Source organism: Corallococcus macrosporus (assembly GCF_017302985.1).
In the GTDB taxonomy this organism is placed as follows: domain Bacteria; phylum Myxococcota; class Myxococcia; order Myxococcales; family Myxococcaceae; genus Corallococcus; species Corallococcus macrosporus_A.
Window position 1 is genome coordinate 146,263 of the sequence record NZ_JAFIMU010000010.1, and the last position, 22,257, is coordinate 168,519.

Here is a 22,257-nt window from a genome sequence, read left to right on the forward strand (position 1 = left end):
CGTCGCGCTAGACGCGCACCAGCACGGCCAGTTGGTGCGCGCCAATGCCCAGTCCGACCATCACCAGGTACTTCGTGCGCAGCTGCCGGTGGAACCGGGCCAGCGTCACCGGCATGGACGCGTGCACCATGTTCCCGTAGTCCTCGAAGGTGTCCAGGTACTCGCGCGGGCGGATCTCCTTCGCCCAGTGGTCCATCAGCTTGCGCGTGGCCTGGTGCGAGATGAGCGTCACGTCCTCGCGCGCGATGCCGTGCTTCGCGAGCAACCGCTCCACCAGCCGGGGCGGCCCGTTCATCCCTGAGTTCAGGAACGCCTTCACGCCCTCCGTGGGCGCGATGCCGTAGGTCGGGTGCGCGATGCCGGACTCCGGCCGCACGCCCATCATCATCGCGCCGTACTCGTCGCTGAAGGTGTCCGCGCCCCAGTCCACCAGCGTGAGCCGGTCCCCCGCGCCCACCACCACCGCGCCCGCACCGTCACCAATGCCAATGGCGTGGCCCTGCGTGTAGTCCACGTTGCGGGTCCACGCGGAGCCCACCGCCACCAGCGCGTGCTGGAGGCTGCCCGCGCGCAGAGCCTCCCAGGCCAGCACGATGCCCATGAGGAAGTTGACGAAGTCCGCCTGCACCGGCACCACCAGCGTGCCCTGCGCAAGGCCCAGGTCCCGGTGCACCGCGTACAGCGCGTTCGGCGTGACGAACTCCGACACCGACACGTAGCCGTACAGCCGGTCCACGTCCGCGACGCCCAGCCCCGCGTCCTGGAGCGCGGCGGCGCCCGCCTTCGCGGTGAGCGCGGCCAGGGACTCGCCGGGCGCCAGCACGCGGCGCTCCCGGTTGCCGTAGAAGAGCGCGTGCTCGCCACCACTTCCGGCGGCGCGGCGCAGGGGCTCGAACAGCGGGTCGTCGTTGCCGCGCACCTGGTCGGGGACGGCGGCGCCGACTCCCAGGAGCGCGAAGGTCGCGGCCGTCATGGGTGCTACTTCGCGTCCGACGCCACGGCGGCGAAGCGGTCACCGTACGGCGGCACCTCGCGGTAGTCGATGTGCGCGACGATGACCTGCGGCTGGCCGGTCTCGTTCGCGCGGCGGATCACTTCCGGCAGCAGCGCGTCCAGCTGGCCGGGGCCGTCCACCGTGTAGGCGCGCGCGCCCAGGGACTCGGAGAAGGCCTTCAGGTCCGGGTTGCCCAGGCTGTAGAAGTCGCTCTCCAGCGCGTTCGAGCGGTCCTGCGCGTGCTCGCCGTGGTTCACCATGCCCAGGAAGTTGTCGTTGAGGACGATGGTCACCGTGCCGACCTTGTAGCGCGAGGCGGTGAGCATCTCGGTGCCGTTCATCAGGAACGCGCCGTCGCCGACGACGGCCACCGCGGTGCGCTCAGGGCGGCCAATCTTGCCGCCGATGACGGCGCCGCAGGACCAGCCCATGGACGACAGGCCGCACGGGTAGAAGATTCGCGAGGGCGGCGTGATGTGCAGGATGTGCGCGGTCCAACCCGAGCAGTTGCCCATGTCGATGTACAGGTCCATGTCCGGGCTCAGGTGCTTGTCGAGCTCCAGCATCAGGTCCTGCGGCTTCACCGAGTCCCGGTCCTGCGGGGTGCGCACGACGGGCGCGGGCTCCGTCAGCGCCATCACCTGCGCCCAGCGCTCCTGCACGCGCGCGCCGCTGGACGGGCCAATCATCTGCCCCAGCTCCGCCAGGCCCGTCACCACCGAGCCCACGTCCGCCACGATGGGCAGCCGCACCGGCAGGAACTGGCCGATGTTGGAGGCGTTCACGTCCACCTGGATGACGTGGTGCACGGACTGGAAGTAGCGGTGGAAGCTCTTGGAGGCCCACTCTCCCAGGCGGCTGCCCAGGACGAGCATCACGTCCACGCCGTCGCGCAGGTACGCCTCGGAGCGCTTGCTGCCGCCCAGGCCCAGCACGCCCAGGGACAGCGCCTCGCGCTCGGAGAACAGCCCCTTGCCGCGCATGCTGGTGGCCACCGGGATGCCGTGCTGGGTGACGAACGCGGTGAACAGGTCGGCGTGCTCCGCCATCGCCTCGCGCGCGCCCGAGCCCAGGAAGATGAGCGGACGGCGCGCGGTGCGCAGCAGCGTGAAGGCGGCGCGCAGATCCTCGAAGGGCGCCATCGCCGGACGCGCGCGGAAGGCGCCGCGCGTGGTGGGCACCGAGGCGCGGTGGATGGGCTGGCGCGCGATGTTGGACGGCACGCTCAGGTGCGCGGCGCCGCCGGGCAGGCCCTGCGCGGTGCGCATGGCGCGCGCCAGCAGCCGGTTGAAGCTCTGCGCGTCGTTGACGCCCGTGGAGCTGGCGCACGCCTGGCGGAACATCTCCACCGTGTTCACGCCGTGGACGCTGCTGCTCTCCTGCATCGCCATCAGGCCCACGCGGTCCGTGGCGACGTTGCCGCTGATGGCCAGCATGGGCACGCCGTCCAGGTGCGCGGAGGCCACGCCCGTCAGCGCGTTGGTGGCGCCCGGGCCCGCCGTCACCATGCACACGCCCAGCTTGCCGGTGGCGCGCGCGTAGCCGTCCGCCATGAACGCCGCGCCCGCCTCGTGCGACGTGATGATGAAGCGCATGGACGCGTGCTTGCGCAGCGCCTGCTGGAACGGAGCGAGGTTGCCGCCCGGGATGCCGAACACCGCATCCACCTGCTCCGCCTCCAGGTGCGCGATCACGCAGTCGGCGACCGTGATGTCCTCCACCGTCTTGAAGCCCCGCGCGTTCGTGTCCCCGTACATCGGGATCGCGTCGCCGTGCCGAGCCTCCATCGCGTTCGTCATCCCAGTGGACGGCGCCTCATGGCGCAGTGCCTCGACGGGCACCTCGTTCCGAAGGGAGGTCGACGTGACGGACTGGAGCTCAACGAGCGAGGAGCTGGACATTGAAGGACGTCTCCAAGGCCCCGGAACCCGTGTAGTCCGACGCGGCTGCGTCGGCTCGCTGCCACCGAGTCCGGGGGGACCTCGATGCGTGTGACAGTTTTGCGGGGGTGCTGGAAAACTGCATCCCTTTAATAGCGGAGAACCGAGCGACTGTGAAGTAAAAAGAGTGGAAAGTTCGCCTGACGCTGGATTCTCACACTTCGTGACGGGTTACCACGTTTACCCCGGGACGTCTTCATCTTCACGCGGAGGCCGGGACTCGCGCGCGCGTACGCAGGTGCAGCAGGAGTGGATCCACTGTGAGCCCGAGTGGAGTAGGCTCGTGGCACGCTGCCATCCGGCCCGAGTCGCACGGACATGGCGCGCGCACCACAAAAACAACGTGGGGGTTTCTCATGGCTGAGAATCTGCGGACGGAGTACGGCTTCCGGATCAATGCGCCGGGCTACATCACCCCAGCTGAGGCCAAGGCCTGGTACGACGACCTTCGCACCAAGGTGTCGGTGAAGCGGGGACGGCCCTTCGGGCTCCTGGTGGACATGCGGAGCCAGAAGGCGAACCCGCCGGAGACCCAGGAGATCATCAAGAACGCGATGGGCTGGCTCCGGCAGAACGGCATGGTGCGCTCGGCGGTGGTGCTCGACAGCACCGTGGCCCGCCTGATGATGGTGCGCATGGCCAAGCAGAGCGGCGTGTACGAGTGGGAGCGCTACATCGACGCCTCGAAGGACACGGACTGGGAGCACAAGGCGATCGACTGGATCACGAACGCCACGGAGCCTTCGAAGGAAGAGGACGCCGCGGCTTGAGGTGATGTGATTTCCCGGGTGATGGCGGTGAGGCTCCCGTTGAGAGGCCCACCGCCTCCCCTGCCCGGTCGGGCACGACCGTTCCCCCCGCTACCTCCCAGGTCCTGTCCGTGATTGCCGGGTCCCCGCGGACGCCAGGCTGGTTCGGGGTGGTCCTGCTCCTCATGGCGGGACTCCTGGGGCTGCGCTGCGCCGCCCCCGCCCCACCGCGCGACGGCTCGCGGGCGCGGATCGCACCTTCACCGACCTTGTCCCCCTCCCCGGCCGCGCGCGTGCTGCGGGTTCGCGTGTACGCGGATGGAGACCACCGCGCGCGGGTCCTCCATTGGGAGCGGTCCTTCGCGGCGTGGCTCCAGCGCGCGAGCGAGTCGGTGCGCGGGCCCCTGGGCGTGACGTTCGAGCTGGAGTCCGCCCGGACCTGGGACCGGCGCGGCTCCGAAGGTCCGCTGGAGCCGGTGCTCGGGGCGCTGGAGTCATTGGACGCGGGCGAGGACGTGGACCTGGTCATCGGCCTGGTGGCGGCGCCGGTGTCGTTCGACGGTGCCCAGCACGAGCTGGGCTTCGCGCGCGTGCTGGGGCGCCACTGCGTCCTGCGCGGTCTGGGCGGAGGGCTGCCGGTGGACGCGCGGCAGCGGCTGGAGGTGGCGGTCCTCCTGCATGAATGGGCGCACACGCTGGGTGCGCCGCATGTGCGTGACGGACGTGGGTGGATGTCGCCGAAGTACGACGCGGCCCAGACGGGGTTCGATGCGCGGACGCTCGCGTTGCTGGGCGCGGGGCTGCGGCACCTGCCCGCGGCGCGCGTGGAGCTGGAGGCGCAGAAGGCCTGGGCTCGCGAGCTGCGGCGGGAGGTGGAGGGGATGACGGGTCCGGCGTGGGAGGGACCTGAGCGGGACTTCCTCCTGGAGTGGACGGAGCGGGTCCGCGTCTCCGGCGTCGTGTTGGGGCCGGAGGGCACGCCCCGTTCGCTGACGCCGCTGGAGCGCCAGCGATTGGCGGAGGTCATCGCGCTGGAGAAGGCGGGCCGGCCGGAGGTCGCCGCGGAGGCCCTGGAGCCGCTGGCCGTGCGGCATCCCCACGACGAACGCGTGCAGTTGCTGGCGTGCTACCTCGCCGTGCACCTGACGCCGGGACTGGACGCCACGCGGGAGCGCTGCGAGCGCGCCATCGCGCGGTTTCCCGACGAGCCCTCCCTGCGGATGAACGTCGCGCTGCTGCACCTGCACGCGGGCCGCTTCGACGAGGCGCAAGACAGTCTGGTGGCGGCGCGGAGGAACCTGGAGGCACGTTCGGAGGTGGAGCCCGCGCAGTGGGCGGATCTGGCGGCCCTCTTCCTGCGCGCGCACTGCGTGACGTGGGCGGAGGAGATGGCGGCCCGGGCACCGGGACTCGCGGCGTCAGCGGCGGTCCTGGAACAGGCGGCCCGGCTGCGGCGGCAGGTCGCGCTGCCAGCCCTGCCCGAGGCGAGCACCGCCACTGCCCTGCCCCCCGCGCGCGAAGGAACGCTGGTGCGCGCGGTGTCCGACGTGGAGGCGCTGCTGCATGCCGGCTCCTCGGGCCCGGCACGTGAGCGCATCGCCGCGCTGGCGCAGGCGTTCCCGGCGAGCGCGTCCGTCGCGCTCCTGCAATGTGAGCTGCAACTGCTCCAGGGACGCCTGTGCTCCGCGCGGACCGCTTGCGAGCGCGTGCTCGCGTTCCGGGAGGATGCGGTGCAGGCCCACCTGCTGCTCGGCGTGCTGGCGACGAACACCCGTGCGCATGCGCGTGCACGCAAGCACCTGGAGCGCGTCATCGCCCTGGAGCCCTCGCGCACGGAGGCGTGGCACCTGCTCGCCCGCGAGTACCGGGGCACCCGGCAACTGCGCACGCTCCAGACGCGCTACCGCGAACAGTTCGCGCGCGACCTGCCGTGAGGCGCGCGGCCTACTTCGCGACGGACGCGCGCCAGGCGTCCTCGAGCAGTGCCAGGAGGGCCATGTCGTTGAAGCCGCCCCCGTTGCCGTCGGCCTGGTAGCCGCGCAGCACGCCTTCCTGCTGGAAGCCCACGCGCGTCAGCGCCCGGTGCGATGCCGTGTTGCGCACGTTCACCATGCCCTCGATGCGGTGCAGGTTCATCTGCTCGAAGCCGAAGCGGATCAGCGCGGGGAGGATTCCCGTCATCACGCCCTGCCCCCACAGCGCGCGCCCCACCATGTAGCCCACCTCCGCGCGGCGGTCCTTCTGGCTCCAGTTGAAGAGGGTCAGGTAGCCCAGGGGCGCCGGGGCCTCCTCGTGCGCCAGCACCCACCGGATGCCCTTGCCCTGGCGCATCGCCTCCAGGTCGCCGGTCAGCTTCGTGTGCAGCGTCTCCCGGAGCACCGGCACGGTGAAGTTGAGGCTCCGCGCCACTTCCGGCTGGGAGTACAGCGCGATCACCCCGTCCATGTCCTCCGGGGTGAAGAGGCGCACCCGGTACGGCGCGGGAACGACGGGCAGCGGCAGCGTGGCGTAGGACATGGACATGCGGAGGGAGGCCCCGTGCGCGGTAGGGACCTCCTCACCCTACCGGCTGAGCGCCATCCCCGCCATCGCGCAGTCCCTACTCCGCGCGCATCGCCTCCACCGGATCCAGCCGCGCCGCGCGCGACGCCGGGTAGATGCCGAACAGCAGGCCCACGCCGCAGCTCATGCCCAGCGACAGCGCCACGGCCCACGCGGGCACGCTCATGGGGAACAGCAGCACCCACTTGCCCAGGAAGACGAACCCGAAGCCCAGCCCCAGTCCCAGCACCCCGCCGACGAGCGACAGCATCACCGCCTCCGTGGCGAACTGGCCCAGGATGCGGCGGCGGCGCGCGCCCAGCGCCTTGCGGATGCCAATCTCCCGCGTCCGCTCCGTCACCGACATCAGCATGATGTTCAGGATGCCGATGCCGCCCACCACCAGCGACAGCAGGCACACGCCCACGCCCGCGAACGCGATGACCTGGGACAGCTCGTTGAAGGACGCCGTCATGGACTCGTTGGTGTGCACCTCGAAGTCGTTCGGCTCCTGCGGCGTCAGGCCCCGCCGGCGGCGCATCAGGTTCACCACCTCGTCCTGCGCCTTCTGGAAGGACTCACCGTCGCGCGCCTGGATGTCGATCTCCACCGAGCGGTTCTTGCCGTAGAACTGCTGGAAGGCGCGCATGGGCACGATGGCCTGGTTGTCCTGGCTGGCCATCCCCATGACGCTGCCGCGCTTCTGGAGCACGCCAATCACCTGGAAGGGCCGGCCCTGCAGCCGCACCTCGGAGCCCACCGGGTTCATGCCCGGGAAGAGCGTGTCCGCCAGGTCCACGCCAATGACCATCACCGGGCGGCCGTCCAGCGTCTCCGTCTCGTTGAAGAAGCGGCCCGTCGACACGACGACGCCGCTCGTCTCCAGGTACGTGGGCTCCGTGCCCAGGACGCTCACCGACGGGGGCGTCTCCCGGAACGCCGTGGTCAGCTTCTTGCCCCACTCCTGGGCCACGGGCGTGGCCGCCCCCACCGAGGGACAGGACTCCACGATGGCGCGCACGTCGTCGCCGAGCAGGTCCTTGCGCTTGGCGTACTTCGCCCAGTTGATGCGGCCGAAGCCGGTGGGCCACTTCGTCACCTCGAAGGTGTGCGCGCCCAGGCTGCCCAGGTTCTTGTTCACCTGTTCGCGCAGGCCCTCGATCAGGGCCATCATCGTGATGACGGTGGCCACGCCGATGACGATGCCCACCAGCGTCAGGAGCGAGCGCAGGGGGTTGCCCAGGAAGGTGCCCACCGACAGCCGCAGGTTGTCCAGGAAGGCCCGCATCGCTCTATTCGTAGCGGAGCGCTTCCACCGGGTCCAGCTTCGCCGCCCGCGCGGCCGGCCAGATGCCGAACAGCAGGCCCACCAGCGCCGCGAACGCCACCCCGCCCACCACCGTGCTCGGACGCACGTCCGCCGCCAGCGGCGTCACCAGGGACACGATCTTCGCCGTGCCCAGCCCCACCGTCGTCCCCAGCAGGCCCCCCACCGCGGACACGCTGGAGGCCTCCATCAGGAACTGGAGCACGATGGTGCGCTGCCGCGCGCCCAGCGCCCGCCGGACGCCAATCTCCCGCGTCCGCTCGCGCACCGACACCAGCATGATGTTCATGATGCCGATGCCGCCCACCAGCAGGGTGATGAGCCCCACGCCCGTGGCCACCGCGTAGAGCGCGCCGGTGAGCTGCTCGTAGGTCGCCGCGAGCGAGTCCGTGCGGTTGATGTTGAAGTCGTCCGGCTGGCCCGGCGGCGTCGCGCGCACGCGCCGCATGATGCCCACCAGCTGGTCCTCCACCTTCGCCATCTGGCCCGCGTCCGCCACGGAGATGGCGATCTGCATGGGCCGCCCCTTGCCGAAGCTGGCGTTGAAGGTCTTGAAGGGCATGAACACGGACATGTCCATGTTCTCCGCCACGACCTTCCCCTTGCGCCCCAGCGTGCCCACCACCTGGAAGGGCCGCCCGTCGATGCGCACCGTCTGCCCCAGCGGGCTGATGCTGGGAAAGAGCGTGGCGGCCACGTCCGCGCCCAGCACCGCCACCGGCCGGTTCACTTCTTCGTCCGCGCGGGTGAGGAAGCGGCCGGACACCACCTCGTAGTTGCCAATGGCCAGGTAGTCACTCCACACGCCGTTGATGCGCACGTTGGAGACCTGGAGCGCGCCGTGCGCCACGTCGGACGAGCGCAGCACCGCGGGGGAGATGGCGGTGATGAAGTCCGCCTGGGCGCGCAGCTGCGCCACCTGCTCCAGCGTGAAGTTCTTCCGGTTGCGGTACATCCACCAGTTGCCCTTGATCATCCAGGGGTACTTGGAGATGAACACCGTGTTCGCGCCCAGGGTGGCCAGCTGCTTCTCGAACGACGAGTTGAGCCCCTGGATGATGCCCACGATGGCCAGCAGCGTCGCCACGCCGATGCCGATGCCCAGCGTCGTGAGCACCGTGCGCATCCGGTTCGCGCGGAGGGAGAACACCGCGATGCGGGCCCCCTCCAGCACGTCCACGCGGAAGCCCTGCCCGAACCTCATGCCGTGCCCGCCTGCGGCACCGGGCCGTGCACCCCCAGCGCCACCTCCGGCCCCGGCCCGTCCGCGACAATCTCTCCGTCGCTCAGGCGGATGGCGCGGGGACAGCGCGCGGCCAGCTTGGGCTCGTGCGTGACGAGCACCAGCGTGTGCCCCGCCCGGTGCAACTGCTCGAAGAGCTTGACGATCTCCTCGCCGGTGGCCGAGTCCAGGTTGCCCGTGGGCTCGTCCGCCAGGAGCATGGACGGCTCCGACACCAGCGCCCGCGCGATGGCCACGCGCTGGCGCTGACCGCCCGACAATTCGTTGGGCCGGTGGTGCATGCGGTGCGTGAGCTGCACCTTGTCCAGCGCCGCCTTGGCGCGCTCGCGCCGCTCCTTCGCGCCCATGCCCCGGTACACCAGCGGCAGCTCCACGTTGGCGAGCGCCGTCTCCCGGGGGAGCAGCTGGAACGTCTGGAAGATGAAGCCGATCTCCACGTTGCGGATGACGGCCAGGTCGTCGTCGTCCATGCGCGACACGTCCTTGCCGTTGAGCATGTAGCGGCCGCTCGTGGGCGTATCCAGGCAGCCCAGCACGTTCATGAGCGTGCTCTTGCCGGAGCCGGACTGGCCGATGATGGCCACCCATTCCCCGCGCTGGATGCCAAAGGACACGCCGCGCAGCGCGCGCACCTCCTCACCGCCCACGAAGAAGGCCCGCGTGAGCCCCTCCACCTGGATGAGGGGGCCGGCGTCCGTTGCAGGGGTTCCCGTCACGACTTGCCCTTCGCCGCGGCCTTCTCCGGCTCGCGCACCGCGTCCCCGTGGGACAGTTCCTTGGACAGCGTGCGGTAGGGGCCCTCCACCACGCGGTCGCCCACCTGCAGGCCTTCCAGCACCTCCAGCTCCGTGTCGGACGCGATGCCCGTGCGCACGCGGCGGACCTGGGCCTTGTTGTCGTTGTCCACCACGAAGACGACCTTGGCCAGCGCCTCCGTGCGGCGCTTGGCGGTGAGGGTCGTGCCCTCCACCGGCGCCTGGTAGTCCGGCAGCGAGCGCTCGGCGCGCACCGTGACGGCCTGGATGGGCACGAGCACCGCGTCGTCGTGCGTCTCCGCGCTGATGCGCGCCTCGGCGCTCATGCCGGGGAGCACGCCCGGCGGACGCGCGTCCAGGGCGACGGTGATGGGGAAGCTCGTCACCTCGGCCTCCGTGCCCGGGTTCTTGATGGTGGCCTTCTGGGCGATCTCCACCACGGTGCCGCTGAAGGACTGGCCCTCCAGCGCGTCCAGCGTCACCTCCGCGGGCTGGCCGTACTTCAGGTGCACGACCTCGTGCTCACCCACCTCGAACTTCACCTCCATCTGGTTGAGCGCGGCGATGGTCATCACCACGTCCTCGGAGAAGTCCGAGCCGCGCACGCGCTCGCCCACTTCACGCGACAGCTCGATGACGTTGCCGTCGATGGGGGACAGGAGCGTCGTGCGCGCCAGGTCCGTCGTCGCCTGCTCCAGCACGGCGCTGCTCTGGGCCACGCGCTGCTTGGCGGCGGTGAGGCGCGCCTCGGCGGTGTCCGTCACGGCCTGGGACTGCTCCACCTCCGCGGCGGACGCGAGCCCCTTCTCCGCCAGGCCCTTCACGCGGGCCAGGTCCGCGCGCTGGCGCACGGCCTCCACCTCCGCCACCTGCACCTCGGAGCGGGCCGCGTCGCGCGACGCGGTGGCCTGCTTCACGGCCGCCTCGTAGTAGCGCTTGTCGATCTGCCCCAGCACCTGCCCCTTGGTGACGGAGTCGCCGTCCTTCACCTTGAGGGCGACGAGGTCGCCGGACAGGTTGGAGGAGATCTTCACCGTGGTGGCCGCCTGCACCTTGCCCGCGCCGGTGATGGTGCGGGTGATGGTGCCCTTGCGGGCCTTGGCCATCTGGACTTCCTGCGTCGGGGGCGGCCGTTCACGCAAGCCGCCCACGGTGATGGCCACCGCTCCCAGCAACAGCGCGCCGGCGATTGCCGCCTTCCACCACGTCATTGTGATTCTCCCGGGTTCAGCGTGCCCATGGCCCGGAACAGGGCATAGCGGGCGATTTCGACATCAATGCGGCTCTGGAGCAACACCAGCTCCGCCTGGGTCAGCTTGAGCTGCGCGTCTCGCACGTCCAGCGTGGAACCGGCGCCCGCGCGGAAGCGCTGTTCCGCCAGCTCCAGGCCCTGCTGGGCGACCGCGCGGTTGGCCGTCGCGAGCTTCGCGGAGGCAATCTGTCCGTCCAGCACCTGGTGGGCGCGGCGGACCTCCGCCTCCAGCTCGCGCGCCGTCTGCGCGAACGTCAGCTCCGCCTTGCGGATGTTCACCTGGGCGCGAGCGGACTGGGCATCCGTGTTGAACCCGTTGAAGAGGTCCCACGTCAGGTTGATGCCGCCCGTGAAGATGTTGCCGTAGCCGGGCTCGCTGAAGAACGGGCCCGGGGCCTGGCTGGTGTGCGAGTACTGCGCGGACAGGCCCACGCGCGGGATGTAGTCCCCCTGCACGATGGCGCGCTGCAGCTCCGCCACGCGCACGCGCTGCTGGAGCGCCTTGAGCAGGGCGCGGTGCTCGCGGGCCTGCTTGATGGCGTCCTCCAGGACGGGCGCGGGCGCGGGCTCCTGCTGGAGCACGCCGGGGTCCACCGCCTGGATGGCCTCGGTGCCGGGGCGCGCCAGCCACACGGCCAGCTGCACCTGGTCCGCCACCAGCTGGTTCTGGCGCTGCACGATGTTGATGCGGTCGTTGCCCAGGTTGACCTCCGCGGAGATCTCCTCGGCCTTGCCCACGCGGCCCGCCTGGAAGAGGGCGCGCGCGCGCTCCAGCTGCTCCTCGCTGCGCTTCGCGGTGGCGTTGAGCACGTCCAGCGTGGCCTGCGACAGGAAGAGGTTGAAGAAGCGGCGGATGGCCTCCAGCTCGGAGGTGTCCGCCTCCTCGATGGACTGGTTGCGCGTGGCGTCCACGTTGACGCCCGCCTGCTCCAACTGCTTCCAGAGGCCGCGGTTGTAGATGACCTGCGACAGGCCCAGGGACGCGGAGTAGCTGTCCGCCGTGTTGGAGGTACTCACCACCTCGCGCGTGACGGTCTCCGTCTCACTGACGGGGACGCTGAAGACCTGCCGGCGCCGGCCCAGGTACTGGAGGCTGGGGCCCAGGTTGAGCTGCACCTGGGGCAGGAGGCCGGAGCGCGCCACGCGCTGGTCCTCCTGGGCCACGGCGACGTCCAGCGCGGCCTGGAGCGCCTGGGTGTTCTTGCGGCCGAGCTGGCGCGTCTCCTCCAGCGTGATGGGCGTGGCGGACAGCAGCGCCGCGACGACGAGGAAGCCGCTCACTGGCCACCTCCCATCCCCGGCAACCCGATGACGAAGACGCCGACATACATGAGGTAGAGCACTCCGATGAGGACGAGCGCGCGCCCCAGACGCATCCCGGTGGCGGTGGAGAAGCCCACGCCCAGCAGGCCCACGCTCCACAGGTTGAAGAAGTCCGCGCCCTTGAGCACCCGCTGCATCTTGGGCGACAACCCGTCCAGGAGGGCCAGGCTGGAGGGCACGAGCCGCTCCGCGCGCAGGGTGGTGAGCGAGTGCTGGTAGCTGGCGCACACCGCGTAGATGAGGTGGTACAGCGCGATGGGCAGCAGCGCCACCGCGGCGGCCGCCATCAGCTGACCGAAGGAGGCGGGCTTGTTGAAGAGCCACGCCGTGACCCAGAGGATGCACGCGAGCAGCAGCACCATCAGGGGCATCACGATGAGGCCGTTCGCGATGCCGCCCACCAGCGCCTTGCGCGACGCGGTCTGGATCTGCTCGGCGATGTCGGACTCCGACACGCTGGAGGCCGTGGCGTCCGTGGGGAGGGAGCTCACCACGGAGGTGGCGGCGTCCCAGCGCAGCGCGAAGACGGTGCCGGAGGCGGCGACGCAGAAGGCGAGGATGAGGAGCGGCCACAGCCAGTGCCGGGCCTCGACGGCGCTGCGCGTGCCCCCGAGGGGGTCCACGAAGATGCGCGCCGGTTGGACAAGGGAGGTCATAGGGATGGGGTCTCTGGGCGGATTACGCAGCCCACCCGGCGTGATTGCCCGGTCGCTTGAATTGAGTCGGGAAACGGGCGGGCAGCCAATCGAAATCCGGCCGCGCCCCAAGGTTTATCCTGCCTTGCATCCATCCTGTAGCGGTCTGTAGCCTAAATTTTGCGGCGGGGCGGCGGACGGTGTATTCCGCTCGGCTGCACGCTTGCCGGAGCATGAATGGTCGACAGCACGGATCTCGCCCAGGTTCTCCATGAGGCGCATGACATCGCCCGCAGCGTCGCCCAGAAGCCCACGTCGGCCCACGTGCTGCTCGCGCTCTTCACGGTGGAGAACCGCGCCCAGCTCCTCCTGAAGGAGAAGGGCGTGGACGAGGACGCGCTGCTCCAGCTCATCACGGAGGCCCCGGCGGAGACGGGCAACGTGGTGCAGGAGCTGACCGCGCGCGCCCGCGAGCTGGCCAGCAACTCCCGGGCGAACGAGGCGGACTGCCTCCACCTGCTCATCGCCATCATCCGCAAGCGCTGCGCCGCGAGCGACCTGCTGGGGCGGACGGGGCTGGACCTCATCTCGCTGTCCAACACGGCGCTCGCCTATTCCACCAGCGGCGGGCTGCCGCGCCGCCTCCAGCCGGGCTACGGCCAGGCGGTGACCACGCGCGCGCCGGTGAGCCGCCCGGTGGGGGCGCCGCCGTCTCCCCTTCCCTCCTCCACGTTCGCGCTGAGCGTGCCGCGTCCGGCCCCCATCACGACGCCCCCGGTGACGACCCCGCCGCCGCCGGCCGCGCGCGCGACGCCCGCGCTGTCCCCGCGAGACCTCATCGACGTGGACGAGGACGACGTGACGCAGGACGCCGCGGAGCCGGTGCCTCCGCCGATGCCGCGCATGGCGCCGCCCGCGCCTCCGGCCCCGGTCGCCCGCGCGACGCCGCCTCCCGCGTCCCAGGCTCCGGTGACGCGTCCGTCCCCGCCTCCGTCCTCGCAGGCCAGGGGACAGGCGCTGACGCTGGACGCCAAGGCGTTCCCGATGCTCACGTCGCTGGGCCGCAACCTGAGCCAGGCGGCCCGCGAGGGGAAGCTGGACCCGGTGGTGGGCCGCGCGCGGGAGGTCGAGGAGGTCATCGACATCCTGGGCAAGCGCCGCACCAACAACCCGTGCCTCCTGGGCGAGCCCGGCGTGGGCAAGACGGCGGTGGTGGAGGGCGTGGCGCAGCGCCTGCTGGGCCTGCGCGGCACGCTGGCGGAGAAGATCCTCGTGGAGCTGGACATGGCCACGCTGGTGGCGGGCACGCAGCTGCGCGGCTCGTTCTCCGAGAAGCTCAACGCGCTGAAGGAAGAGGTCCGGCGCGCCGAGGGGCGCGTGGTCGTCTTCATCGACGAAATCCACACGCTGGTGGGCGCGGGCTCCACGGGCGAGGGCCCGCAGGACGCGGCCAACGAGCTGAAGACGGCGATGGCTCGCGGCGAGTTCCCCTGCATCGGGGCGACGACGCACGACGAGTACCGCAAGTTCATCGCGGCGGACCCGGCGCTGGAGCGGCGCTTCACGCCGGTGGTGGTGAACGAGCCGTCCGTGCCGGAGACGGTGCAGATCCTCCAGGGCATCATCGGCCGCTACGAGGAGCACCACGCGCTGCGCTACCTGCCGGAGGCGCTGGAGGCGGCCGCGTCGCTGGCGAGCCGCTACGTGACGGACCGGTTCATGCCGGACAAGGCCATCAGCGTGGTGGACCTGGCGGGCAGCCGCTGCCACCGCGAGGGCAAGCAGCGGGTGGACGCGGCGGACGTGGCGCGCGTGGTGGCGAAGCTGGCGGGCGTGCCGGAAGAGCGGCTCCTGATGAAGGATTCCGCGCGGCTGTTGCGGCTGGAGAACGACCTGGCGGAGCGCGTGATTGGCCACGGCGACGCGGTGGTGCGCATCGCCCGGGTCATCCGCCGCAACTACGCGGGCTTCGCGTCGCGCCGTCCCATGGGCAGCTTCCTCTTCCTGGGCCCCACGGGCGTGGGCAAGACGGAGATGGCGCGGGCGTTGGCGGAGGTGCTGTTCGGCAACCGGGACGCGCTGGTGCGCCTGGACATGAGCGAGATGTCCGAGTCCCACGGCGTGTCGCGCCTCATCGGTTCGCCCGCGGGCTACGTGGGCTTCGGCGAGGGTGGGCAGCTCACGGAGCCGGTGCGCCGGCGGCCGTCGTCGGTGGTGGTGCTGGACGAGATCGAGAAGGCGCACCGCGAGGTGCAGATGCTGCTGCTCCAGGTGCTGGAGGAGGGACGGCTGACGGACGGCAAGGGCCGTCACATCGACTTCTCCAACACGGTCATCGTGATGACCACGAACCTGGGCGCGGAGGCGTTCAACCGCACGGGCCGCGCGGTGGGCTTCGGCGCGGCGGACGCGGCCGAGGGCAAGGCGCTGGACATGGCGTCGGACACGGCGCGCAAGGCGCTGCCGCCGGAGCTGTGGAACCGCATCGATGAGCGGCTGCCGTTCCGTCCGCTGGCGGAGCAGGAGGTGGCGAAGATCGCCACGCTCATCCTGGCGGAGAGCAGCAAGCGGCTCGCGACGGAGCGTGGCATCGTCTACACGGCGGGCACGGACGTGGTGGGTCACCTGCTGAAGTCCGGCGGCTTCGATCCGATGCTGGGCGCGCGGCCGATGCGCCAGGTGGTGCAGCGGCTGGTGGAAGGTCCCCTGGCGGAGCGAATCCTCTCCGGCGAGTTCGGCGCGGGAGACCGCGTGCGAGTGGCCGTGCAGGCCGGGCAGCTCCAGTTCGCGCGGGACGCCGCCTGACCGTGAAGTCGAAGGCGAAGCGCGCGCCCGTGGTCATCGTCGGCGCTGGCCGGCTGGGTGGTGCGCTCGCGCTGGCGCTGCAGGCGAAGCGCTGGCCCGTGCGCGTGTACTCGCGCGACGACGCGGGCCGTGAGCGCACGTGGGCACTGGGGCTGAAGCCCGCGACCCCGGCGGATCTGAAGAAGGCTCGCGTCTGCGTGCTGTGCGTTCCGGATGCGGCGGTGCCTTCCGTGTCCGAAGCGCTCTCACGTGAGCTGCCGCGCACGGTGGCGCTGGTGCATACCGCGGGCGCCCTGCCCCTCTCCGTGCTGGGGACACAGAAGAGCCGCGCGGTGGGCTCCTTCCATCCGCTCTGCGCCGTGTCCTCCGCCCGGGATTCGCTCGCGGGCCACACGGCCGCCATCAGCACGCGCTCCCCTGCCCTGCGCGCCCTGCTCCAGCGCATGGCGGAGGACGTGGGCTTCGCGATGTTCGACGTGCCGGAGGAACACCGGGCCGCCTACCACGCGGGCGCGGTGCTGAGCGCTGGCGGACTGGTGTCCCTGGCGGACGCGGCCGTGGGCGCCCTGGGCGCGGCCGGCATCGAACCCGAAGCCGCGCTGAAGGCCCTATTGCCGCTGATGCGCTCGGCGTTGCGAGGCATCGAAGCGCGCGGCCTCTCGGGCGGACTCACAGGCCCCATCGTCCGGGGTGACGCGGGCGTCGTCGCGGCGCACCTCGCGGCGCTGCCCGCGGACATCGCCCCGCTCTACGCACAGCTCTCGCGGCGGGCCCTGCGGCTGGCCTCCGAGCGGCTCCAGCCTGGACCGCGCGCCGCGCTAGAAGCCCTGCTCGCCAAGAAGTGACGGCGCGCGTCCCGGTACTCCCGGACGCGCGCCCCCCCACCGGACTAGGTGAGGATGATGCGCGGGCTCTGCAGCGCGCGGCGCACGATGGCCAGCGCCTGCTCGGAAGCGGCCTCGGCCTCGGTGAGGCGGCGCAGGCAGACGTCGCCCGGCACCGACACGGAGCGCTTCAGGTCCGCCAGCAGCGTCAGCGCCGCCTGGAGCATCTCCTTGCCCTGCGCGGACTCCGCGGCCGGCTGGCCCGCGGCCTTCGACACGTGCGCCGTGAAGCGCTGCACCGCGTCCATGGTCGCGTTCGGGTCGTACTTCTCCAGCAGCGGCTTCAGCCGGTCCGGGTTGATGCGGATGAGGCGCAGCGCGCCGACCTTCTGGAAGGCCGGGTGCACCAGGCCGATCTCCGACATCTCGAACGCGCCCAGCAGGCCCTCGTCCGGCGCGCGGTGCGAGTGCGGCACCACGTCCACGAAGAGCGCCAGCGGATCCGCGCCCTGCTTGAACGCGTCCAGCTCCTCGTCATCCAGCGGCGGGAAGCTCGCGGGCGTGCCGATGAACAGCAGCGGCAGCACCACGTCGTGCCAGAACTCCTCCGGCGCGGAACCCGTGCCGCCCACCGTCGCCACCAGGTGCGTCATCAGCTCCGCCAGACGCGGGGCGCGCTCGGCCTGATCCGCCAGCGTCTTGCCCTGCTCCATGCGCTGCAGGGACGTGACGATCTGCCCCTCGAACTGCTGGCGGGCCTCCGGCGGCAGCGGCGGCTGGGTGCGGCCCAGCGCGTCACGCACGTCGCGCGCCAGCACGTCCGTCTTCGCCTCCAGCGTCTGCTTCGCCTTGGCCTGATCCACCACGATGAACTGGAGGAAGCCCGGGTCGAAGAGGCGCTGGTAGTCCTGGGGCGCCAGCTTCTGGGGCTGACCGCCGCCCAGGGCCTGCGCGGGGTTGGTGCCGAAGCGCACCTGCCCCAGCGAGCGGCGGATGTCGCTGGCCAGGTCGTCCAGGCGCGTCAACTTGCCCTGCGCCAGCGCGTCCATCACCGCGCCGAACGGGGACAGCATGATGATGGCCTCGGGGAAGCCCAGCGAGGCGCCCTCCGGCGAGTCCCGGTTGGGGAACCAGAAGGCCTGGTGCTCGGAGATGAGCCGCAGCGCGAAGCCGCCCGCCAGGCCCAGCGCCGCGCCCTGGTGGTTCGGGTTGTTCGGGTCGAACCGGCCGCCCAGGAGCTGGATGACCGACTTCTCCACGTCCGCCCACGGCGCCTTCGTCAGGTCGACCGGCGCGCCGCTGGCCTTCTCCAGTGCGGCGGAAATCTGGAGCTGCGCGTTGTGGACGTGCTGCGGAACAGGGAGCCCCTGGGGCTCGGCGGGTTCGGTCATGGAAAGATTCCTGTGAGGAAGGCGACGCGTTCCCTTACCGTGAAAAACGCGTTCGTGACTACGAATTGTGGTCGGTAGGATGCCCACCATGTCAGCTTCTCGCGGGCCTGCCCGCCAGCCCGCCATCCTCGCGTGTCTCCTTCTGCTGACATCGGGGTGTGCTTTCGTCGCACCCCGTTTTCCGCAAAACGTCCAGGCGTCGTTCGCCCGGGACGACATGCACAAGCTGACCACGCGTTCCCTGGAGCTCTACTACCCGGTGCACCTGCGCGCGACGGCGCTGCGGGTGGCCGCCCGGATGGAAGGCTGCGTGGAGCGGCTGCGCACCGACGCGTGGAGCAAGGCCGAGCGCAAGCGGGTCCTCGTCTACCTGACGAGCGCGGACTTCAACAACGCGTACGTCCAATCGGAGTTCGCCAGCACGCCGCAGCAGATGGTCCTGCCGCAGCACATGACGCTGGAGCAGTTCAACCTGCTGGGCCTGGGTGAGACGGACATCGGAGACGTGGCCTGTCACGAGTCCGTCCACTACGTGCAGATGCAGCAGGTCGGGGGCCTCTGGAACGTCCTCAACAAGGTCACGGGCGGCCTCTTCCAGCCCAACATCTTCACCGAGTCCTGGTTCCTGGAAGGACTGGCCACCTACTACGAGGGACGGCTGGGCAAGGACACGGGACGTCCCCACAGCCCGGTGTGGCGCGGCTGGTGGGAGGGCGCGGTGCAGGCCCGGCGCGGTGAGCTCAACGCGGGCTACCTGTCCCCGGAGCACCGCGCGCTGGAGCCGTTCGGCGGCAACTACCTGAGCGGCATGCACTTCGTGGAGTACCTGGCGAAGACCTACGGCGAGAAGCGCCTGTGGAAGCTGGTGGAGGAGCAGGGCAGCTCGCTGTTCCCGCCCGTCGCGGTGACGCTGCGGTTCAAGCGGGTGTACGGCAAGGACATCGGGTCGCTGTTCAGCGAGTTCGAAGAGAGCCTCCAGAAGGACCTCCCGGTGCGCGAGCGCCCCGCCACGCAGCAGGTGCTCGTGCGGGAGGGAGGCTACTTCTCGCGGCTCGCCGCGAACCCGCTCGACGGCAGCACCGCGCTCCTGAGCGTGGGCCGCGAGGAGATCACCCACCTCACCGTGCGCGAGCGCGACGGCCGCGAGCGCTTCAGCCGCGCGCTGGTGCAGCTCTTGCCCGGGCGCAGGTGGGTGGTGGCCAGCCCGTCGCTCGTCAGCGGCATGACGTTCAGCCGCGATGGCCAGTGGCTCTACCTGGTCAGCGCGGACGTGGACTCGGTGGGCAGTTACGTGGGGAAGCTGTGGCGGGTGGACGCGCGCACGGGCGACGTGGTGCGGCTGTGGGACGACCTGGACGGCATGGGCGGCGACGTCACCGCGGACGGCCGGGCCTACGTGTTCGTGGACGTGAAGGGTGACGCGGCGAACCTCGTGCGGTTGGACCTGGAGAGCGGCCAGCGCGAGCGGCTGACGGAGTTCCCGGCGCACACGGCGCTGGGCACGCCTGTCACGTCTCCTGACGGTGGGCGCTACGTGTTCCCCATGGCCGGCGCGCAGGGCTGGGACCTGGTGCTGCGCGAGCCGGACGGTTCGCTGCGCTGGCTCACGCGGGACGGGCTGTTCAACTACTCGCCCCGGTGGCTGGACGATGATCACCTCGTCTTCCTGCGCGAGCACGAGGGCCGGCTCCAGGCGCACGTGATGACGGTGTCCACGCGTCGCATCGCGCGGGTCACCGACGCGCCGCTGCTGGTGCTCGACGTGGCGCCCGTGGGCGGGGACACGGTCGTGTTCCTCAACCGCGACGGTGTCAACTTCACCGTGGACCGCGCGCCCCTCACCGAGGCCCTGGCGGAGCTGCGCGCGACACCGGAGCCCGCGTCCGAGAGCATCGCGGCCGCGCCGGCCCCGGCACCCGCGCCCCCGGAAGCGCCAGCCGCCCCGAGCACGGACGCGCAGGAAGGCTTCGTCGCCTTCCCGGGCCAGCCCGCGGCCCCGACGGATGCCCCCACGCAGGCGCCTGCCGATGCATCCATCGCCCAGGTAGCACCGCCGCCTCCGCCGCCGGTGGATCCCGCGCAGGACGTGGACGCCCCCGTGACGCCTCCCGCCGTCGCGGGCCGCGCGGTGGACGTGCTGACCGACGAGCCCTACTCGCCGCTCGAGGGCTTCTTCATCCCGAACTACCGGGTCCCCTACTTCTACACGGTCCCCAACGAGGTCGACGGCGAAGACCCTTACCTCGCCGCGGGCCTCTCCATCGCCGGCCAGGACCGGCTGGGCTTCCACGCCTACGCGCTCACGCTCACCTACGACACGAAGGAAGAGCAGCCCAGCCTGTCGTTCGCGTACGGCAACGCGCAGTTGTCGCCCTTCTACCTCCAGGTCTCCGCGTCGCGCCTGCGCGAGGACGACCGCACGGACCTGCAGGCCACCGTGTTCGCGTCCCGCACGTTCTGGACGACGCCGGTGAGCTTCGGCGTGCTCGCGCTCGACCGCCGCTTCGACGCCACGGACCGCCGTCCGGCCATCACCACGCGCCTCATCGGTCCGGAGGTCGCCGCGTCGTACTTCTCCGGCGAGGGCACGTCCTACGGCGGCACGCAGCGCGGCCTGGGGCTATCCGTGAGCGGTGGCATCTTCCCGAAGGCGTTCACGCTCGACTCCGCCGTGGGCGACGTGCGACTGGGCGTGGATGGCTACCTGGGCGGCCTGCCCTTCACCGGCAAGGACAACCTCCAGCTCTCCGTCGTGGGCCGAGCCCTGCCCGGCGCGCCCGACGGCCTCCTGGAGGTCGGCGGCATCCTCCCGGGCCAGGCCTTCTTCATCAACCGCGACAGCACCAGCGATGGCGGCCTGCCCCTCCAGCTCCAGCCCGGGCTCGCCTTCAGCGAATACCTGCGCGGCTACGAGGACCACACCTTCCGCGCGCGCAACGTGCTCATCGCCAACGCGCGCTACCGCTACCGCTTCATCATCGACTACGGCTGGGCCTCCACGCTGTGGGTGCTGCCGTCGCTCTTCGTCAGCCAGGTGGAGCTGGACGGCTTCGGGTCCATCGCGCGCACGGACAACCGGGACAACCACGCGGCGGTGGGCGGCATGGCCACGCTGCGGCTCACCGTGGGCCAAGCCTACGCCGTCGCCTTCTACTACCAGTACGCCCACCGCTTCGATGACGGCTTCGGCGACCTGCACCTCATCGGCGTGACCTTCTAGCCTCCGCCTACCTGCCGCGCAGGCCGAACAGTCCCTCCTCGCGCGCCACCTTGAGCACCGCGGAGGGCACCAGCTCCGACGGCTCCAGGCCGCGCGCCAGCAGGTCGCGCACCTGCGTGGAGGACACCTCCGCCAAGGGCGGCCCCACCGTGTCCGGCGCCGGGTAGCCCGCGCGGTAGAGCACCAGCACGCGGGCCATGCGCTGGATGCGGTCGAAGTCCTTCCAGTTCGGCAAATCTCTCAGGATGTCGCTGCCGATGATCAGCGAGAACTTCGTATCCGGGTAGCGCTCCACCAGGAACGCCAGCGTGTCCACCGTGCGCCCGCCGCCGCCCAGCTCCCGCTCCACCAGGCTCGTCTGGAGCCAGCCGGACGTCTCGCGGCAGAGCGCCTCGCACATGCGCACGCGCGCGTCGAAGGACTCCAACTGCTTGCCGAACGGATGGTGGAACGTGGGCATCAGCCAGACGGCGTCCACGCCCTGCGTCGCATGGACGTAGGAGGCCGCCATCAGGTGGCCCACGTGCGGCGGGTTGAACGAGCCTCCGAGCAGCGCGACCTTCACGGCGGGCCTCTTATTTGACGGTGAGCTTCGTCGAGCGCGAATCGACCTGCAGCACCCGGGGCGGCAGCACCAGGTGCCCATCCAAGCGGAACGCGGAGAAGCTGAGGTTGCGCTCCGCCTTCTCCAGCAGGCCGCACGTCTGCTCCGCGGCCCCCACCAGCCGGCCCGGCGTCACGAAGTAGCGCGGGCCAATCTGCACCACCGCGGGCTCCGGCTCCTTGCCGTGGATGAACACCTGCGCGTTGAGCAGGTCGTCCCGCACCAGGTCGTTCTTGTCGTGCACCACGCAGCAGAGCGTGTCCCCCACCAGGTCCATGGCCTTGTTGGCCACGGTGGGGTCCCGGTACGCCAGCGAGTCGCGCTCCGGCACGCGCACGAAGCGCTCCATCACCAGCCGCCGGTCGTCCTCGGACGTGAGGTCCGCGGGGGCCTCGCGGGACGCGGGCGTGCGCCCCAGGCCGTCCTGCGGCGGCGCCACCAGCCACTGCGTCACGTCCGCCAGGAAGTCCGCGTCGGAGTACTCGCGCCCGCCCCGGCCCTTCTGCCGGCGCCACAGCACCCACTCATCCAGGTCCGTGTAGCGCGCGCCGGTGAAGAGGAAGCGCCGGGCACCCTTGGCCCGCAGCAGCTCATAGGCCGCGTCGAAGGCGGCGAGGTCGCCGTGCGTATCGGAGAAGACGCCAATCACGTGAG

At 71.0% G+C, this 22,257-nt stretch carries 17 protein-coding genes; 5 read left to right on the top strand and 12 right to left on the bottom strand.

The features are described from left to right. Positions 1 to 7 precede the first annotated feature (7 nt). Both JYK02_RS31380 and JYK02_RS31385 read right to left on the bottom strand, forming a co-directional pair. Positions 8 to 973, bottom strand: a complete 966-nt coding sequence (locus JYK02_RS31380; protein ID WP_207056530.1) for a 3-oxoacyl-[acyl-carrier-protein] synthase III C-terminal domain-containing protein — start codon at positions 971 to 973, stop codon at positions 8 to 10. A gap of 5 nt (positions 974 to 978) precedes the next feature. Then, on the bottom strand, positions 979 to 2,895 hold the full coding sequence (locus JYK02_RS31385) for a thiamine pyrophosphate-binding protein (protein WP_207056531.1): 1,917 nt from the start codon (positions 2,893 to 2,895) through the stop codon (positions 979 to 981). A gap of 395 nt (positions 2,896 to 3,290) precedes the next feature. Between JYK02_RS31385 and JYK02_RS31390 the strand changes: the two genes are divergently transcribed. Both JYK02_RS31390 and JYK02_RS31395 read left to right on the top strand, forming a co-directional pair. Continuing rightward, entirely contained in the window at positions 3,291 to 3,704 is a 414-nt protein-coding gene (locus JYK02_RS31390; protein ID WP_207056532.1) for a hypothetical protein, read from the top strand. Between the two features lie 149 nt (positions 3,705 to 3,853). After that, positions 3,854 to 5,617 (top strand): hypothetical protein, encoded by a 1,764-nt coding sequence (locus JYK02_RS31395; protein ID WP_207056533.1) that lies wholly within the window; start codon positions 3,854 to 3,856, stop codon positions 5,615 to 5,617. A gap of 10 nt (positions 5,618 to 5,627) precedes the next feature. Here JYK02_RS31395 and JYK02_RS31400 read toward each other — a convergent pair whose 3' ends face one another. The 7 genes from JYK02_RS31400 to JYK02_RS31430 all read right to left on the bottom strand — a co-directional run bounded on the left by JYK02_RS31400 (position 5,628) and on the right by JYK02_RS31430 (position 12,780). Further along, positions 5,628 to 6,206, bottom strand: coding sequence for a GNAT family N-acetyltransferase (locus tag JYK02_RS31400; protein ID WP_207056535.1), 579 nt, complete (start codon positions 6,204 to 6,206; stop codon positions 5,628 to 5,630). A 76-nt stretch (positions 6,207 to 6,282) separates the two neighbouring features. Further along, positions 6,283 to 7,512 carry an ABC transporter permease gene (locus tag JYK02_RS31405; protein ID WP_207056536.1) on the bottom strand — a complete coding sequence of 410 codons (1,230 nt, stop codon included), beginning with the start codon at positions 7,510 to 7,512 and terminating at the stop codon, positions 6,283 to 6,285. Between the two features lie 4 nt (positions 7,513 to 7,516). Continuing rightward, on the bottom strand, positions 7,517 to 8,755 hold the full coding sequence (locus tag JYK02_RS31410) for an ABC transporter permease (protein ID WP_207056537.1): 1,239 nt from the start codon (positions 8,753 to 8,755) through the stop codon (positions 7,517 to 7,519). Then, a complete protein-coding gene (locus tag JYK02_RS31415) occupies positions 8,752 to 9,510 on the bottom strand; it encodes an ATP-binding cassette domain-containing protein (RefSeq protein WP_207056538.1) in 759 nt (252 codons plus the stop codon). The genes JYK02_RS31410 and JYK02_RS31415 overlap by 4 nt, the downstream gene beginning before the upstream one ends. Then, on the bottom strand, positions 9,507 to 10,760 hold the full coding sequence (locus JYK02_RS31420; RefSeq protein WP_207056539.1) for an efflux RND transporter periplasmic adaptor subunit: 1,254 nt from the start codon (positions 10,758 to 10,760) through the stop codon (positions 9,507 to 9,509). The genes JYK02_RS31415 and JYK02_RS31420 overlap by 4 nt, the downstream gene beginning before the upstream one ends. Continuing rightward, a complete protein-coding gene (locus JYK02_RS31425) occupies positions 10,757 to 12,082 on the bottom strand; it encodes a TolC family protein (protein WP_207056540.1) in 1,326 nt (441 codons plus the stop codon). The genes JYK02_RS31420 and JYK02_RS31425 overlap by 4 nt, the downstream gene beginning before the upstream one ends. Further along, entirely contained in the window at positions 12,079 to 12,780 is a 702-nt protein-coding gene (locus JYK02_RS31430) for a YIP1 family protein (RefSeq protein ID WP_207056541.1), read from the bottom strand. The genes JYK02_RS31425 and JYK02_RS31430 overlap by 4 nt, the downstream gene beginning before the upstream one ends. Positions 12,781 to 12,996: 216 nt before the next feature. Between JYK02_RS31430 and JYK02_RS31435 the strand changes: the two genes are divergently transcribed. Together JYK02_RS31435 and JYK02_RS31440 are read left to right on the top strand one after the other, a co-directional pair. After that, positions 12,997 to 15,564, top strand: coding sequence for an AAA family ATPase (locus tag JYK02_RS31435; protein ID WP_207056542.1), 2,568 nt, complete (start codon positions 12,997 to 12,999; stop codon positions 15,562 to 15,564). A gap of 2 nt (positions 15,565 to 15,566) precedes the next feature. Then, on the top strand, positions 15,567 to 16,409 hold the full coding sequence (locus JYK02_RS31440) for a DUF2520 domain-containing protein (RefSeq protein WP_207056544.1): 843 nt from the start codon (positions 15,567 to 15,569) through the stop codon (positions 16,407 to 16,409). A gap of 44 nt (positions 16,410 to 16,453) precedes the next feature. Here the strand turns inward: JYK02_RS31440 and JYK02_RS31445 are convergent, their stop codons facing one another. Beyond that, complete coding sequence (locus tag JYK02_RS31445) at positions 16,454 to 17,779, bottom strand: hypothetical protein (protein WP_207056545.1); 1,326 nt, start codon at positions 17,777 to 17,779, stop codon at positions 16,454 to 16,456. 88 nt (positions 17,780 to 17,867) lie between these two features. Between JYK02_RS31445 and JYK02_RS31450 the strand changes: the two genes are divergently transcribed. Next, positions 17,868 to 20,999 carry a hypothetical protein gene (locus JYK02_RS31450; protein ID WP_207056546.1) on the top strand — a complete coding sequence of 1,044 codons (3,132 nt, stop codon included), beginning with the start codon at positions 17,868 to 17,870 and terminating at the stop codon, positions 20,997 to 20,999. Between the two features lie 7 nt (positions 21,000 to 21,006). On the opposite strand, the gene nadD is transcribed toward JYK02_RS31450, so the two are convergent. Further along, entirely contained in the window at positions 21,007 to 21,564 is a 558-nt protein-coding gene (gene nadD / locus JYK02_RS31455; protein WP_207056547.1) for a nicotinate (nicotinamide) nucleotide adenylyltransferase, read from the bottom strand. Between the two features lie 10 nt (positions 21,565 to 21,574). Continuing rightward, positions 21,575 to 22,252, bottom strand: coding sequence for a hypothetical protein (locus JYK02_RS31460; RefSeq protein WP_207056548.1), 678 nt, complete (start codon positions 22,250 to 22,252; stop codon positions 21,575 to 21,577). Positions 22,253 to 22,257: the final 5 nt, after the last annotated feature.

Bases quoted from the DNA above. Each gene is read 5' to 3' on its own strand.
- JYK02_RS31430 (WP_207056541.1), bottom strand. From the start codon at position 12,780: ATGACCTCCCTTGTCCAACCGGCGCGCATCTTCGTGGACCCCCTCGGG.
- JYK02_RS31410 (WP_207056537.1), bottom strand. From the start codon at position 8,755: ATGAGGTTCGGGCAGGGCTTCCGCGTGGACGTGCTGGAGGGGGCCCGC.
- JYK02_RS31380 (WP_207056530.1), bottom strand. From the start codon at position 973: ATGACGGCCGCGACCTTCGCGCTCCTGGGAGTCGGCGCCGCCGTCCCC.
- JYK02_RS31405 (WP_207056536.1), bottom strand. From the start codon at position 7,512: ATGCGGGCCTTCCTGGACAACCTGCGGCTGTCGGTGGGCACCTTCCTG.
- JYK02_RS31385 (WP_207056531.1), bottom strand. From the start codon at position 2,895: ATGTCCAGCTCCTCGCTCGTTGAGCTCCAGTCCGTCACGTCGACCTCC.
- JYK02_RS31445 (WP_207056545.1), bottom strand. From the start codon at position 17,779: ATGACCGAACCCGCCGAGCCCCAGGGGCTCCCTGTTCCGCAGCACGTC.
- JYK02_RS31420 (WP_207056539.1), bottom strand. From the start codon at position 10,760: ATGACGTGGTGGAAGGCGGCAATCGCCGGCGCGCTGTTGCTGGGAGCG.
- JYK02_RS31450 (WP_207056546.1), top strand. From the start codon at position 17,868: ATGTCAGCTTCTCGCGGGCCTGCCCGCCAGCCCGCCATCCTCGCGTGT.
- JYK02_RS31435 (WP_207056542.1), top strand. From the start codon at position 12,997: ATGGTCGACAGCACGGATCTCGCCCAGGTTCTCCATGAGGCGCATGAC.
- JYK02_RS31400 (WP_207056535.1), bottom strand. From the start codon at position 6,206: ATGTCCATGTCCTACGCCACGCTGCCGCTGCCCGTCGTTCCCGCGCCG.
- JYK02_RS31390 (WP_207056532.1), top strand. From the start codon at position 3,291: ATGGCTGAGAATCTGCGGACGGAGTACGGCTTCCGGATCAATGCGCCG.